A 12,761-nucleotide genomic window follows, 5' to 3' on the forward strand; every position below is an offset into this window, starting at 1 on the left:
CCCGAGTCCGAACCGCCATGCCCCGCTCCGCCGCCCTTGACAGGGCGGCGGCAGGCGCTTTGTTGTCCTGCACGGATCCAGGACGAAAGGCGCGGCATGAACGACGACTCACCCGATCAGGCCGCACGCCCCTATCCGCGTCTTGTGTCGATCGACATCGCGCGGGGCGTTGCGTTGATCGGCATGGTGATCTTTCATTTCACCTTCGACCTGGAGTTTTTCGGACAGATCGAGCCGGGAACGATCAGCTCGCTGCCATGGCGGATGTTCGCGCGTCTGGTCGCGGGCAGTTTCGTCTTGCTTGCGGGCGTCAGCCTGATCCTTGCCGCGCGGGGCGGGCTGAACCGCCCGGTCTTCTGGCGCGACACCGCGAAGGTCGCGCTGGCGGCGCTTCTGGTCAGCATGGTCACCTATGTCGCGCTGGGCGAGGTCTGGGTGTTCTTCGGCATCCTGCACATGATCGTCGCGGGCCGCATTCTGGGCCTTCTGGTGCTGCGCTGGCCCGCCTGGGCGCTGGCGCTTCTGGGTGTGGCGGTCTGGGCGCTGCCCTATCTGGTGCAATCGCCGGTTTTCGATACCCGCTGGCTGGCATGGATCGGCTTCTCCGCGCTGCAACCGCCCAGCATGGACCTGGAACCGATCTTTCCGTGGTTTGGCCCGTTCCTGCTGGGCATGGCGCTGGCGCGCGCCTTTCTGGTGGGCGCGAAGCCCCGCCTGCAACCCGGTCCCCTCGGGCGCGGACTGGCCTGGGCCGGGCGGCATAGCCTGATGCTGTACCTGCTGCATCAGCCCGTTTTGCTGGGCAGCATGTTTGTCATCTTCCGGTTGTTCGGCTAGCGCGCACATTCCACCATCCGGTACTTCGTTCTGAAATTGTTGACCTTTGTCGCAACTTGGCGTTACCTCACGTCACGAAAAGCGCCGGAGGATCGTGATGGACTGGGTCGACAAGCTGATCGACGGACATGACGGCGCGCTTACCGCGATCATCGACGAATCCGGCCATCGCATCGACTATCGCACCCTGCGCCGCGAGACCGAGGATTGCGACGCGGCCCTGATCGCCGCCGGCGTCCGCGCGGGCGACCGTGTCATGCTGGTGGCCGAGAACAGCCCGCTCATCGCGCCGGTCCTTCTGGCCTGCGCGCGTCTGCGGGCATGGTGCGTGCCGGTCAATGCGCGCCTCACCGCGGCCGAGCTTGACGCGCTGCGCGAACATGCCAAGCCGCGGGTGACGATCTTTACCAACATCGTGTCGCCCGACGCCGCCGCCCATGCCAGGCGGCTGCGCGCCAAGGCGGGTCCGCCGGTGATGAACCGGCAGCTCACCTATCTGAGCGACCTTTCGGCCAAGCCCGAACCCGTGGGCAAGACGCCGCAGACCCAGCCCATGCTGCTGATCTATACCTCGGGCACGACGGGGGCGCCCAAGGGCGTGATGCTCAGCCATGCCAGCGTTCTGTGGAATGCCCGCACGGCCGCCGAGATGCGCGCCATGGGACCGGGCGACGAGCTTTTGCTCACCATCCCCGGCACCCATATCATGGCGCTGGCCACCGGCTATCTGGCGGCGCTGCAATCCGGGGCGGCGGTACGGCTGATGACGCGCTTTTCCATCGAGGGCGCGCTGAAGGGGCTGGCGGAGGGGGCGACGATCTTTTCTGTCGTGCCGCAGGTCTACCGCCTGCTTCTGGACCGGATCGAGGCCGGGACCCCGCTGGTGGCGCCCCGCCTGCGCCAGATCGGTTGCGGCGGCGCGCCGCTCGATCCCGGCCTGAAGGCGCGGGTCGAAGCCGCCTTCGGTCTACCCCTGCATAACGGCTACGGCATGACCGAGGCAGGGCCGGGCATCGCCTCGACCACGATGGGGCCCCGGCGCGAGGACGGCTCGGTCGGTTATGGCTTTCCCGGCTGCGAACTGCGTGTGGACAATCCCGGCGAGGACGGCGTGGGCGAATTGCAGGTGCGCGGGCCCAACGTGATGCTGGGCTATTTCCGCGACCCGGTGGCCACCGCGCAGGCGATCACCGAGGACGGCTTCCTGCGCACCGGCGATCTGGCGCGGCTCGATCCTGACGGGTCCGTGCATCTGGCCGGGCGGTCGAAGGAGTTGATCATCCGCTCGGGCTTCAACGTCTACCCGGCCGAGATCGAGACGCTGCTGCTGACCTGCCCCGGCGTGCTGCAGGCCGCCGTCGCGGGCCGACCCGCACAGGATAATGAAGAGGTGCTGGCCTTCGTCACCACCGATGGCAGCACCGACGCGGCGACGATCAAGCGCTTTCTCGACGACCGGGTTGCCGCATACAAACGGCCGCAGATCGTGACCATCGTGCCCGCCATGCCGCTCAATGCGAATGGCAAGATCCTGAAGGCCGAATTGATCGCCGGGCTGGGCTCATGAGCGCGGCGTGACCACCTTGAACGTGCCCGTCGCGGTCGCGACCAGAATCCCGGTTTCGTCGCGGACTTCGCCCTCGGCGAAATAGATCGACTTGCCGCCTCCGGTCCGCCGCCCCTCGGCGATCAGGCGGGCGCCCTTGGGCTGCGCCAGATAGCTCACGTTCAGGTTCAGCGTGACCGAGGGCCGGAACCGGTCGGGCGCGCCGTCCCAGCAGCCCGACGCGCCCAGCGCGCTGTCGAGCATCGTCGCATAGACCCCGCCATGCGGAATGCCCAGCCGGTTCATGTGCCGCGACTCAAGCGCCAGTTCGAACCGCGCCAGCCCCTCGGCAAACGCGCGGCGCTCCAATCCCAGCGATTGCAGGAAACCGCCTGCGGCGAAGAAACTCTTGGGGTCGTCTGCAGGGGTCGTGTCAGGCATCGGCTTCCGGTCTCAGGCTGAGGGTTCGCGCGGCGCGCAGAAGCCGCGGCGCGTATTGAGTGAGCAGGTCTTCGGGCGGGTTCAGGAACCCGAAACCGCCCACATTGATGCTGTAAAGGGCGTGGCCCTGCCGCGGAATGACGGGCGCCGCAACGCCGTTGATCTCGCGCCGCCATTCCCCGAACGAGGTGCAAAAGCCCCAGCGCGCGTAATCCTCGCGCGCGCGGGCCAGCCCCTGGGCCAGCCGGGCGCGGTCTTCGGGCGCGGCGTCGCGCTGCGCCTCGTCCAGAAGCGCGTCCTGCTTGTCCTCGGGCATTCCCATCAGCGTCGCCCGCCCGATCGAGCTGTGAAACAGCGGCACCTGCGCGCCCAGATGGAACACCATCGACACCGAATTGGGAAAGCGATGGGTCGCCAGGTAAACCACCGACTGGCCGTAACGCTCGCCCAGCGCGGCGGCGACATTGTGGTTGTCGCCCTTGCAGACCTCAGCCAGTTCCAGCGCCGCGCGGTCCTTCAGTTCCATGCCCGACAGGACGCCATAGCCCAGCGTCAACGCCCCCGCGCCCAGCCGGTAGGCGCCGCCGGGCTCGGCCTGAACCAGATAGCCCAGCTTGCACAGGGTATAGGTCAGCCGCGTCACGGTCGCCTTGGGCAGCCCGGTGCGTTGCGCGAAGACCTGATTGGACAGGAAGACCTCGTTCGGGCGGAAGGACCGCAGGATCGACAGACCCCGCGCCAGCGCGGTGACGAATTTCGGATCGCTGGTGTCGGCTGCGCCGTCTTCGGGGCGCTCGTCGTCATCGCTCACTTCGCCACCCTTCACTCGCTTCGGTTTTCAGAATAGCGTTCCACCAATCGAAACACAACGCCGGTTTCCCTGCTCCGGCGCTCAGGCTCCTCCCCGGGGACGGATCAGCAGCGCGTCCCGGGTCAGCCAGTCGCCGCAATGATCGCAACGGTAGCGCCCGCGCAGGATCGCGCCACAGGCATGGCGGCGCGGATCGGGGGGCGGCTGCCCCTCGTTGCACCAGCGGTCGCCCCATTCGGCGATGGCCAGAAGCAGCGGAAAGAACCCCTCGGCGCGCGGCAGCACGGAATAGAGCAGCTTGCGCCCCTGAGCCTCTTCCCGGATGAGGCCCAGCGCGCGCAGCTTGTCCAGCCGGTCGCGCACCACATTCGCCCCCAGCCCCAGCTCGGCGGCGATGGCCAGCATGTGGCGCGGGCCCTGGAACAGCAGATACAGGATCTCGTTGCAGGGCAGGTCCCCCACCAGCGAGGCGGCGACCAGCCCCCCGGCCTGCGGCGCGGCGGCGGTGAAGCTGGCATCGTTGCGGCGTGCCAGGCGCGGACGCGGGCCGCTTTCGAACTGCTCGGGCTGGCTGCGTTCGACCGTCACGCTGGCGCCCGTCGCGGGTTCGCCGCAGGCGGTGCAGCAATATTGCGCGCCCAGCACATGGCCGCATTGCTTGTGCACGATCTCGAAGGGCAGGATATCGGCGTCGTCGGGATTGGCCTGGTGCCACAGCCAGATCGCGTACATGGCATCCGCCAGATCATAGGTCTTCGCGGTCGGCGCGTATTCCAGCACCCCCTGCCCCGGCCCGGCGAAGCGGCGATAGAGCATCTGCTCGTGACACAGGGTCGTCAGCCGCAGGGACAGGGTCTGCTTGGGGATGTTGAGCGCGCGCTGCATCACCACGAAGCGTCGGGTGCCGTTGAAGATTTCCTTGAGGATCAGCATCGTCCACGGATCGGCCAGCACCCGCAGCGCCCGGCGCAGGGCGGTGGCGGGCGGTCCTGCCGGGGTGTCGGCATCCGGGGACGTGTCGGTGCGCGGGGTCAGGGGGTCGGGGGCAGTCAGATCGGCATCCTTTTTGCGCCGACCCAAGCACGCCCCCGCGCCGCTGTCCATCCGGGCGGCCTCAGGCCGGCCAGATATCCGCGCCGTCGATCCATGTGGTGTGGAACCCGATCGAGATCCGGCGCGGGATCTTCACCCTGGCGATGGGTTTGGTGATGTCGTCGGCATCGAAGATCAGGCAGGCCGAGGACCAGTCGTTGGAATCGGTGACGAAGGTCACGGGATAGGCTTTGCCCTCGCCGCCATCGCGACCGGCGCCGCGCGCGGGGGCGACCGGCGCCTCGGATCCATAGACCCCTTGGCCGTAATCGTAGCTCTGCGTCGCGCCCGTCTCCAGATCATAGCGCATCATGCCGTTGAAGGTCTGGCAGCGCCCCTCGAGCGTGCCTTCGCGCGCCTCGGGGATGATCTGGTTGAAGGAATAGCGGGACTTGCGGCCCAGATAGTTCACGTTGACGGTCGGGAACTCGGTATTGCGGTCGTCGATCGGCCCTTCGCGCGTCTCGCCGGTGCGGGTGTTGAAGCTCCAGCGGTAGAGGATATGCGAGCGCCGCCGATACGCCATCATCGAGGCCAGATGGTGATCCGCCGGGTCCTTGACCGGCATCGGGTCTTCCTGACGGCAGCCGATCATGTGGACCCATTCGCCCTCTTCCCACGAATTCGAGATATGCAGGATGTAGCAGGGCTCGGCTTCGAACCACTGCACCTTGTCCGAGCGTCCGAAGCGGTCGATCAGCCCGAACCGCGCGGGCACGTCGCGATGAAAGCCCATCACCCGGCGCTTGTGTTTCTTCAACAGCTCGACATCGTGATAGAAGGGCAGATCGTGCAGGATCGCGTAATTCTCGGTCAGACCCATGTCGTGCGGCGAGCGCGGGCCGCCCAGATCGATATCGATGTCGAACAGCAGGTTCCCGTCGGGATCGGCCATACCGTAGGACATGTAGGGCGGCTCGTCCTGATAATTGAAGAAGAACAGCTCCTTGGTGAAAGGGTCGGTCTTCGAATGGGCCGAGACCGAGTGGTGCAGCTTGCCGCCCAGCGTCTCGCGCCCGACGGTTTCCAGCGTCAGCGGATCGACCTTGTAGGGATCGCCCGCCATGTACCACAGAGACAGGACATGGCCGTTATAGAAGATGACATCGGTATTCGAGACGTCCTTGATGGGCGAGCCGGGCAGCCGGAAGTCATAGGGCCCCGCCAGCCCCGGCCAGATCGCCTTGCCGGCCTTTTCCTCGACCAGGAAAGCGCCGTTGCGGACGTATTTCTGCCGGAAGGTCGCTTTCCCGTCGCGGAAATAGATCGCCCGAAGCTGCGCGTCGCCGTCATAGTAGTGGTACTTGGAATTGACCGGTTCGAAGCGCTGCGAGGGGCCGTTCATCACGTAGGCGCCACACAGATCGTCGGGGATCTCGCCCTCGACCTCCAGATCCTCGGCCTCGTATTCCACATCTGTGGGCGCGAAGGCGCCGTGCAGATAGGGGTGGTCGTAATGCCAGATCCAGTCCGGCGCGTCGGGCGGCGGGGTGCCGTCCGGAGCATACATGCGGACATTCGCCCGCGTTACGGCCAGCGGCGTGTCGTCGTGCTCGTGCGGGGGATCGAGAGGCATGGCGGCATCCTATGTTTCGTTATCTAGACCGAAAATGACGATAACGAGACCAGAAGTCAAGGGAAAGGACGGCGTGACACGCTCTGCCGGTGGTTGAGCGGGGTGAAAAACCGTTGAATCAGAGCTTTCCGCAGGTTTCGCTTGCAAAACTCCCGCCCGGCGGTTCCGCTGATCAAAACATCATTCTGAAAAATTCGATTTCCGGCTTGACCGACGCAAAATTCACGGTCTAGTAATTGTATCAACAGGGGAGGAACACAGATGGCCGAACTGGTCTGCCTGCCGGGATTGCTGTGCGAAGCCGAGGTCTTCGCGCCGCTTCAGGCCGCATTCGACCGTCCGGCCCGGGTGATCGCCCTGCCCCGCAGCGACGATTTCGACGCCATGGTCGACTCGCTCGCGCCGCAAATCCCCGATGGCTCCACGCTCCTGGGCATGTCGATGGGCAGCTACCTGGCGCTCGCCATCGCCCGCCGCTACCCCGGCAAGGTCGGCGCGCTGATCCTCGTGGGGACGAATGCCGCCGCCGACACGCCTGACGCCGCCGCCCAGCGCGGCAAGGTCGCCCGCTGGGCCGCCCGCGAAGGCATGGAGGGGCTGGCCGCCATCATCGCCGACACCATGCTCTCGCCCGCGCGCCGCGACGACGCGACGCTGCGCGACACCATCCGCCGGATGGCCGTGGCGCAGGGAATCGAGCGTTTCACCGACCACCAGACCGCGCTGGCCGCCCGCCCGGACCAGAGCGATGGGCTGGACGCGATTGCCTGCCCCGTCCTTGTCATCACCGGCAGCGCCGACACCGTGACCCCGCCCGCGGCCGGGCGCGCGGTGGCCGATGGCGTCGCGGACGGGCGCGCGGTCGAGCTTGACGGCGTGGGCCATATGGCGGTGCTGGAAGCGCCCGAGGCCGTGGCCGCGCTGATCCACGATTTCCAGACGATGCCCGCGCGGCCGAAGGACAAGACCCTATGACACTGAAAGACCGCCTTGCCTGCCTGCGTCTGCCCGCCTTCGCGGCACCGATGTTCCTGGTCTCGGGGCCCGATCTGGTTGTCGCCTGCTCGAAAGCCGGGATCATCGGCAGCTTCCCCGCGCCCAACCTGCGCACCAGCGAGGAACTGGGCGGCTGGCTGTCCGACATCCGGTCGCGCCTGACCGAGGACGACGCCCCCTGGGCGCTGAACCTTGTGACCCATTCCACCAGCCCGCGCCTGCCCGGGGACCTGGAACAGGTGGCCGAATACCAGCCGCCCGTCGTCATCACCGCGCTGGGCAGCCCAAAGCCGGTGATCCCGACCGTTCACGCCTATGGCGGGCTGGTCTTTGCCGATGTCATCTCGGTCGAGCTGGCGAAGAAGGCCGCCGATGCGGGCGTCGACGGGCTGGTGCTGGTCTGTTCGGGCGCAGGCGGGCATACGGGCGAGTTGAGCCCGCTTGTCTTCGTCGAGCGCGTGCGCCGCTTCTTCGACGGCTATATCGCGCTTGGCGGCGCCATCAATACCGGCGAGGCGATCCTTGCCGCGCAGGTTCTGGGCGCCGATTTCGGCTATATCGGCACCGCGTTCCTGGCCGCCGAGGAAAACATCGCCCAGCCCGAGTACCGCGAGATGTGCATTCAGTGCGACGCCTCGGACCTGATGGTCACGCGGGCTTTCACGGGCGCCCGCGCCTCGATGATGAAGCCGTCGATGATCAACAAGGGGCTGGACCCGGCCGAGCTGGAATTCAAGGTGGCCAAGATGAACTTCACGGGACGCCAGAACGAAGCCGTCAAGCCGTGGTCCGGCATCTGGGCCGCCGGACAAGGGGTGGGCAAGATCGAAGCGGTGGAGCCCACCGCCGTCATCGTCGACCGGCTGGCCCGCGAATACGACGCCGCCAAGGCCCGCACGCGGAGCCTGTGCGCATGACCAGCCCCTTCCCCCCCGAGATCCGCGCCCGCTACCGCGACGAGGGGCATTGGGGCGACGTCACCCTGCCCGCGATGTTCGCCGCCACCTGCGCGCGCGTACCCGAACGGCTGGGACTGGTCGACGCGCCCAACCGCCCGCAGGTCGCGGGTGGCACGGTCCGCCGGATGACCTATGCCGCGATGCGCGAGGCCGTCGACCGCTATGCCGCGCTGTTGCAGGCGCAGGGGCTGGGCCCGGGCTCGCTGATCGCGACGCAATTGCCCAACATCGCCGAGACCGTGCTGCTGTATCTGGCCATCGGCCAGATCGGCGCGGTACTGAGCCCGATCTCGATCGCCTATCGCTCGGCCGAGCTGCGCGATTTGTCCAAGGTCGCGGGATTTGACGCCTATATCTCGCTGGCCAGCCTGAAAGGGCAGCCCTTCTACGCCGAACGGCTCGACGCCCTGCCGGGCGGTGTGCTGCGGCTGGGGATCGGCGACGGCCTGCCCGACAGCGTGACCCCGCTCGACATCGACGCGCCCGGCATCCCCGCGCCGACGCCCGCCGAACTGGATGCCGACGCGCTTTACGCCGTGTTCTGGACCTCGGGCACCGAAGGCGTGCCCAAGGCGGTGCCCAAGACCCACAACAACATGATGGCATCGTCGCTCGGCGCGTGGAAGAAGCTGAACCTGCCCGATGGCGCGAATATCCTTGCACCCTTCCCCTTCGTGAACGCCGCCGCCGTCAGCGGGCTGATGATGTGCTGGATGCGCACGGCGGGGGCGCTGTTCCTGCACCACCCGTTCGACGTGGCCGTGTTCCTGGAACAGCTCAAGACCGAGGACGTCACCTATACAATGGTCGCGCCCACGGTGCTGGTCTATCTGCGCGGGCTGGCCTCGGATCCCGATCTGCATCCCGCGCTCAACCGGCTCATCGCCATCGGCACCGGCTCGGCCCCGCCCGACCCCGAGGTCTTCGTGTTCTTTCAGGAACGCTTCGGCATCCCCGTGGTCAATTTCTTCGGTTCGAACGAGGGGGCGCAGATGTGCTCGTCGGTCGACCGCCTGCCCGACCCGCGCCAGCGCGCCACCTTCTTCCCGCGCGACGGCGATGAAAACTGGAAGCCCGATCTGCGCACCGCCAATGGCGGCTCCTTCACCCTGGTCGATCCCGCCACCGGCGCCCCCGTCACCGAACCGGGCGCGCTGGGCGAGATGTATCACCGCGGGCCGGCGCTGCTGCCCGGCTATTATTCCCGCGCGGGGCTCGATCGCAGCAAGTTCACCACGGACGGCTTCTTTCCCTCGGGCGACCTGTTCCAGATCTCGGATTGCGGGACGCTGATCCGCTTCCATGCCCGGTCGCGCGAGCTGATCGTGCGCGGCGGCATGAAGATCTCGCCCGTCGAGCTGGACAACGTGCTCTCGGCCCTGCCCGGCGTGCGCGAGGTGGCGACGGCGGCCTATGCCGACAGCCAGATGGGCGAAAAGGTCTGCCTGTTCGCCGCGATGAACCCGGGCGAAAGCCTGACCCTGCCCGATGTCACCGCCTTCTGCGACCGCATCGGGCTGGCGAAATTCAAATGGCCGGAGCGGCTGGAAATCGTCGAGGCCCTGCCCCGCACGCCGCTCGCCAAACTCGACCGCAAGGCGCTGGCCCGCTGGCTCGCCGAACATGGAGAAGCCCATGCCTGAACCCGTCTATATCCTCGGCGGCGCGCAAAGCGATTTCGCCCGCAACTGGGCCCGCGAAGGGCTGGGCATCGACGCGATGATGCGCGAAGTGCTGTTCGACGGGCTGGACCGGACCGGCCTTGAACCGCGCGACCTGCAATCCGTGCATGTCGGCAATTTCGTGGCCGAACTGTTCTGCGGTCAGGGCCAGCTGGGCGGCATGATCGCGTCGCTGCATCCCGACCTGTCGGGCGTCCCCACCCAGCGCCACGAAGCCGCCTGCGCCTCGGGCTCGATGGCGGTGCTGGCGGCGGCGGCGGAAATCGAGGCGGGGCGCTATGACCTCGTCGCGGTGCTGGGTGTCGAATACATGCGCAACGTGCCGGGCCAGACAGCGGCCGAGCATCTGGGCGCGGCTGCCTGGGCGGGGCGCGAATGGCAGGACGCCACCTATGTCTGGCCCGCCGCCTTTGCCGACCTGATCGAGGCCTACGGCGAGAAATTCGGCCGCGTCAGCTACGACCATCTGGGCGAGATCGCGCGCATCAACTACGCCAACGGCAAGCGCAACCCCTACGCCCAGACCCGCAAATGGCAGTTCAACGACCGGTCCTTCACCGAGGATGACGAGGCCAACCCGGTGATCGAGGGCCGCGTCCGGCGCAACGATTGCGGGCAGGTGACGGACGGCGCGGCGGTGGTGTTCCTGGCGTCGCGCGAACGCGCGGCGGAATACGCGAAACAGCGCGGGCTCAAACTGGCCGATCTGGCCAAGATCGACGGCTGGGGACACCGCACCGCGCCGATGATGCTGTCCGAAAAGCTGACTGAGAGCCGCAACGACCGCTTCGTGCTGCCGCATGTCAACAAGGCGATCCGCGAAAGCTTCGCCCGCGCGGGGATCGACAGCCCGTTCCAGCTGGACGCCATCGAGACCCATGACTGCTTTGCCATGACCGAATACGCGGCCATAGACAGCTACGAGATCACCGCGCCCGGCGAAAGCTGGAAGGCGGTGGAAGAGGGCGTGATCGCGGCGGACGGGAGGCTGCCCATCAATCCCTCGGGCGGGCTGATCGGGCTGGGCCATCCGGTGGGTGCCACCGGCGTGCGCATGATGCTCGACGGCTACAGGCAGGTGACCGGACAGGCCGGCGATTGCCAGGTCGAGGGCGCGAAGCGCGTGGGCCTGTTGAATATCGGCGGCTCGACCACGACCATCGCGTCCTTCGTCGTCGGTCGCGGATAGAACGAAAGCCCCGGGGAAGCCCCTGGTCTGACCCGGATATAATCACGATCTTAGGGAGGAGATCACGATGAACAGAACAAAGACGGCCCTTGCGGCCACATTGGCCCTGACCCTGGCCACCGGCGCGGCGCAGGCGCGCGATCTGGCCTTTTCGGTCTTCGTGCCGGCGGCCTCGCCCACGGTGCAGCATGTCTACCAGCCCTGGGTCGACTGGTTCAACGAACAGACCGCCGGCGATGACGTGCAGATCACGCTCTATGCGGGCGGCACGCTGGGCCGGAATCCGCTGGCGCAGGCGCAGATGGTCGCCGATGGCGTGGCCGATCTGGCGCTGACCGTGCCCAGCTACACGCCGGGCGTCTATCCCGATTTCGACGTCTTCGAACTGCCCGGCTTCGCGCAGAACACCGCCGAGGGCTCGCAGGCCGCGCTGGAGCTTTATCGGGAAGGCGCGCTGACCGGCTACGAGGATTACTACGTCGTGGCGATGTACAGCTCGGGCGCCTACATGCTGCATACCCGCGAGCCGGTCGCCACGCTGGCCGATGTCGAAGGGCTGCGGTTCCGCGTCGCGGGGCAGATCCAGACGGCGGTGATCGAGGCTCTGGGCGGCGTCGCGCAATCCATGGGCGCGGGCGAAATGGCCGAGGCCATCGACCGTGGCCTGATCGACGGGGCGATGACCGATGCCTCGGTCGCGCGCACCTTCCGCGTGGCGGACGTGGCGCAGAACCATTACGACAGCAACCTGGGCGTTCTGGTCTTCACCATCCTGATGAACCGCGATGTCTATGACAGCCTGCCTGAAAGCGTGCACGAGGTTCTGGCGCAGTCCGGGCAGTTCATCGTCGACCGCCAGATCGAGGTCTACGGCCCGGCGATCGAGAGCAATCTGGAAGACTGGCGCAACTCGGACACGCACACGCTGGTCATCCCGACCGATGACGAGCGCGCCGAGATCGCCCGCCGCGTGCAGCCGGTGATCGACATGGTCGCCGCCAATGCCACGCCCGGCCTGATCGACGCCTATGTCGCCAAGCTCGAGGATATCCGCAGCCGCTGATCCCTCGCGGGGGCCGCGCCGCATGGGCCCGGCCCCTTTCTCATCCCAGCAACGGAGAGCGTCGTGCAACGACTCGAGCGGCCCTTCCTGATCATCTCGCGCGCCGCGGCCATTCTGGGCGTGCTGTTTCTTCTCTTCGTGGCGGCCCTGTCGGTGGCCGACATCCTGACGCGCGAGGCCACCGGGCGGCCCATTCGCGGCGCCTATGACCTGTCGGAACTGCTGACGATCATCGTCATCGCGGCCTGTTTCCCGGCCGGCCTGCTGGAGCGGCGGCAGATCAAGGTGGCCTTTCTGGGCGCCATGCTGCCGCGCTGGGGCAACCGGGCGCTGGAGATCTTCGGCGCGCTGTGCACTGCGCTGATGTTCGCGGCCATCGCCTATTACGTCACGCTGCACGCCCAGCGCGTCACCGCGTCGAACGAATACACGATGGTCCTGCACTGGCCCGTCGCGCCCTGGTGGTGGGTCGCCGCCGCCTGTTTCTGGGTCTGCATTCCCGCGCAGACCTTCGTCGTGGTGGCCGAGATCCTCGACCATCCCGCCCCCGAACACGACAGCTGAACACG

At 67.1% G+C, this 12,761-nt stretch carries 12 protein-coding genes; 8 read left to right on the plus strand and 4 right to left on the minus strand.

The window, feature by feature from the left end; translation table 11 throughout:
• The first annotated feature begins 96 nt into the window (after positions 1 to 96).
• A complete protein-coding gene (locus tag C4N9_RS17860) occupies positions 97 to 837 on the plus strand; it encodes a heparan-alpha-glucosaminide N-acetyltransferase (protein WP_109534718.1) in 741 nt (246 codons plus the stop codon).
• Positions 838 to 934: 97 nt separating this feature from the next.
• Complete coding sequence (locus tag C4N9_RS17865) at positions 935 to 2,404, plus strand: class I adenylate-forming enzyme family protein (protein WP_109534719.1); 1,470 nt, start codon at positions 935 to 937, stop codon at positions 2,402 to 2,404.
• Here the strand turns inward: C4N9_RS17865 and C4N9_RS17870 are convergent.
• The 4 genes from C4N9_RS17870 to C4N9_RS17885 form a co-directional block, all read right to left on the minus strand.
• Entirely contained in the window at positions 2,399 to 2,824 is a 426-nt protein-coding gene (locus C4N9_RS17870; RefSeq protein WP_109534720.1) for a PaaI family thioesterase, read from the minus strand. The two genes, C4N9_RS17865 and C4N9_RS17870, sit on opposite strands and share 6 nt — an antisense overlap.
• Entirely contained in the window at positions 2,817 to 3,635 is an 819-nt protein-coding gene (locus C4N9_RS17875; protein ID WP_109534721.1) for an IclR family transcriptional regulator, read from the minus strand. The genes C4N9_RS17870 and C4N9_RS17875 overlap by 8 nt, the downstream gene beginning before the upstream one ends.
• 81 nt (positions 3,636 to 3,716) lie before the next feature.
• Complete coding sequence (locus C4N9_RS17880) at positions 3,717 to 4,715, minus strand: winged helix-turn-helix transcriptional regulator (protein ID WP_168192279.1); 999 nt, start codon at positions 4,713 to 4,715, stop codon at positions 3,717 to 3,719.
• A gap of 34 nt (positions 4,716 to 4,749) precedes the next feature.
• Positions 4,750 to 6,303: a carotenoid oxygenase family protein gene (locus C4N9_RS17885; protein ID WP_109534723.1), complete on the minus strand. Its 1,554-nt coding sequence runs from the start codon at positions 6,301 to 6,303 to the stop codon at positions 4,750 to 4,752.
• A gap of 261 nt (positions 6,304 to 6,564) precedes the next feature.
• On the opposite strand from C4N9_RS17885, the gene C4N9_RS17890 reads away from it, so the two are divergent.
• From C4N9_RS17890 to C4N9_RS17915, 6 genes are all read left to right on the plus strand, one after another.
• Complete coding sequence (locus C4N9_RS17890) at positions 6,565 to 7,278, plus strand: alpha/beta fold hydrolase (RefSeq protein ID WP_109534724.1); 714 nt, start codon at positions 6,565 to 6,567, stop codon at positions 7,276 to 7,278.
• Complete coding sequence (locus C4N9_RS17895) at positions 7,275 to 8,216, plus strand: NAD(P)H-dependent flavin oxidoreductase (protein WP_109534725.1); 942 nt, start codon at positions 7,275 to 7,277, stop codon at positions 8,214 to 8,216. The genes C4N9_RS17890 and C4N9_RS17895 overlap by 4 nt, the downstream gene beginning before the upstream one ends.
• Positions 8,213 to 9,901 carry a class I adenylate-forming enzyme family protein gene (locus tag C4N9_RS17900; protein WP_109534726.1) on the plus strand — a complete coding sequence of 563 codons (1,689 nt, stop codon included), beginning with the start codon at positions 8,213 to 8,215 and terminating at the stop codon, positions 9,899 to 9,901. Before C4N9_RS17895 ends, C4N9_RS17900 begins: the two co-directional genes overlap by 4 nt.
• On the plus strand, positions 9,894 to 11,129 hold the full coding sequence (locus C4N9_RS17905; RefSeq protein ID WP_109534727.1) for an acetyl-CoA acetyltransferase: 1,236 nt from the start codon (positions 9,894 to 9,896) through the stop codon (positions 11,127 to 11,129). Before C4N9_RS17900 ends, C4N9_RS17905 begins: the two co-directional genes overlap by 8 nt.
• Before the next feature lie 67 nt (positions 11,130 to 11,196).
• Complete coding sequence (locus C4N9_RS17910; protein ID WP_109534728.1) at positions 11,197 to 12,192, plus strand: TRAP transporter substrate-binding protein; 996 nt, start codon at positions 11,197 to 11,199, stop codon at positions 12,190 to 12,192.
• 63 nt (positions 12,193 to 12,255) lie between these two features.
• Positions 12,256 to 12,756, plus strand: a complete 501-nt coding sequence (locus C4N9_RS17915) for a TRAP transporter small permease (RefSeq protein WP_168192280.1) — start codon at positions 12,256 to 12,258, stop codon at positions 12,754 to 12,756.
• The last annotated feature ends 5 nt before the right edge of the window (positions 12,757 to 12,761 follow it).

The organism is Pararhodobacter marinus (assembly GCF_003122215.1).
Lineage (GTDB): Bacteria > Pseudomonadota > Alphaproteobacteria > Rhodobacterales > Rhodobacteraceae > Pararhodobacter > Pararhodobacter marinus.

What these genes read in the sequence shown, in the direction of transcription:
- C4N9_RS17860 (WP_109534718.1), top strand. Translation starts at nt 97, where the DNA reads ATGAACGACGACTCACCCGATCAGGCCGCACGCCCCTATCCGCGTCTT.
- C4N9_RS17885 (WP_109534723.1), bottom strand. Translation starts at nt 6,303, where the DNA reads ATGCCTCTCGATCCCCCGCACGAGCACGACGACACGCCGCTGGCCGTA.
- C4N9_RS17905 (WP_109534727.1), top strand. Translation starts at nt 9,894, where the DNA reads ATGCCTGAACCCGTCTATATCCTCGGCGGCGCGCAAAGCGATTTCGCC.
- C4N9_RS17910 (WP_109534728.1), top strand. Translation starts at nt 11,197, where the DNA reads ATGAACAGAACAAAGACGGCCCTTGCGGCCACATTGGCCCTGACCCTG.
- C4N9_RS17895 (WP_109534725.1), top strand. Translation starts at nt 7,275, where the DNA reads ATGACACTGAAAGACCGCCTTGCCTGCCTGCGTCTGCCCGCCTTCGCG.
- C4N9_RS17865 (WP_109534719.1), top strand. Translation starts at nt 935, where the DNA reads ATGGACTGGGTCGACAAGCTGATCGACGGACATGACGGCGCGCTTACC.
- C4N9_RS17890 (WP_109534724.1), top strand. Translation starts at nt 6,565, where the DNA reads ATGGCCGAACTGGTCTGCCTGCCGGGATTGCTGTGCGAAGCCGAGGTC.
- C4N9_RS17870 (WP_109534720.1), bottom strand. Translation starts at nt 2,824, where the DNA reads ATGCCTGACACGACCCCTGCAGACGACCCCAAGAGTTTCTTCGCCGCA.
- C4N9_RS17900 (WP_109534726.1), top strand. Translation starts at nt 8,213, where the DNA reads ATGACCAGCCCCTTCCCCCCCGAGATCCGCGCCCGCTACCGCGACGAG.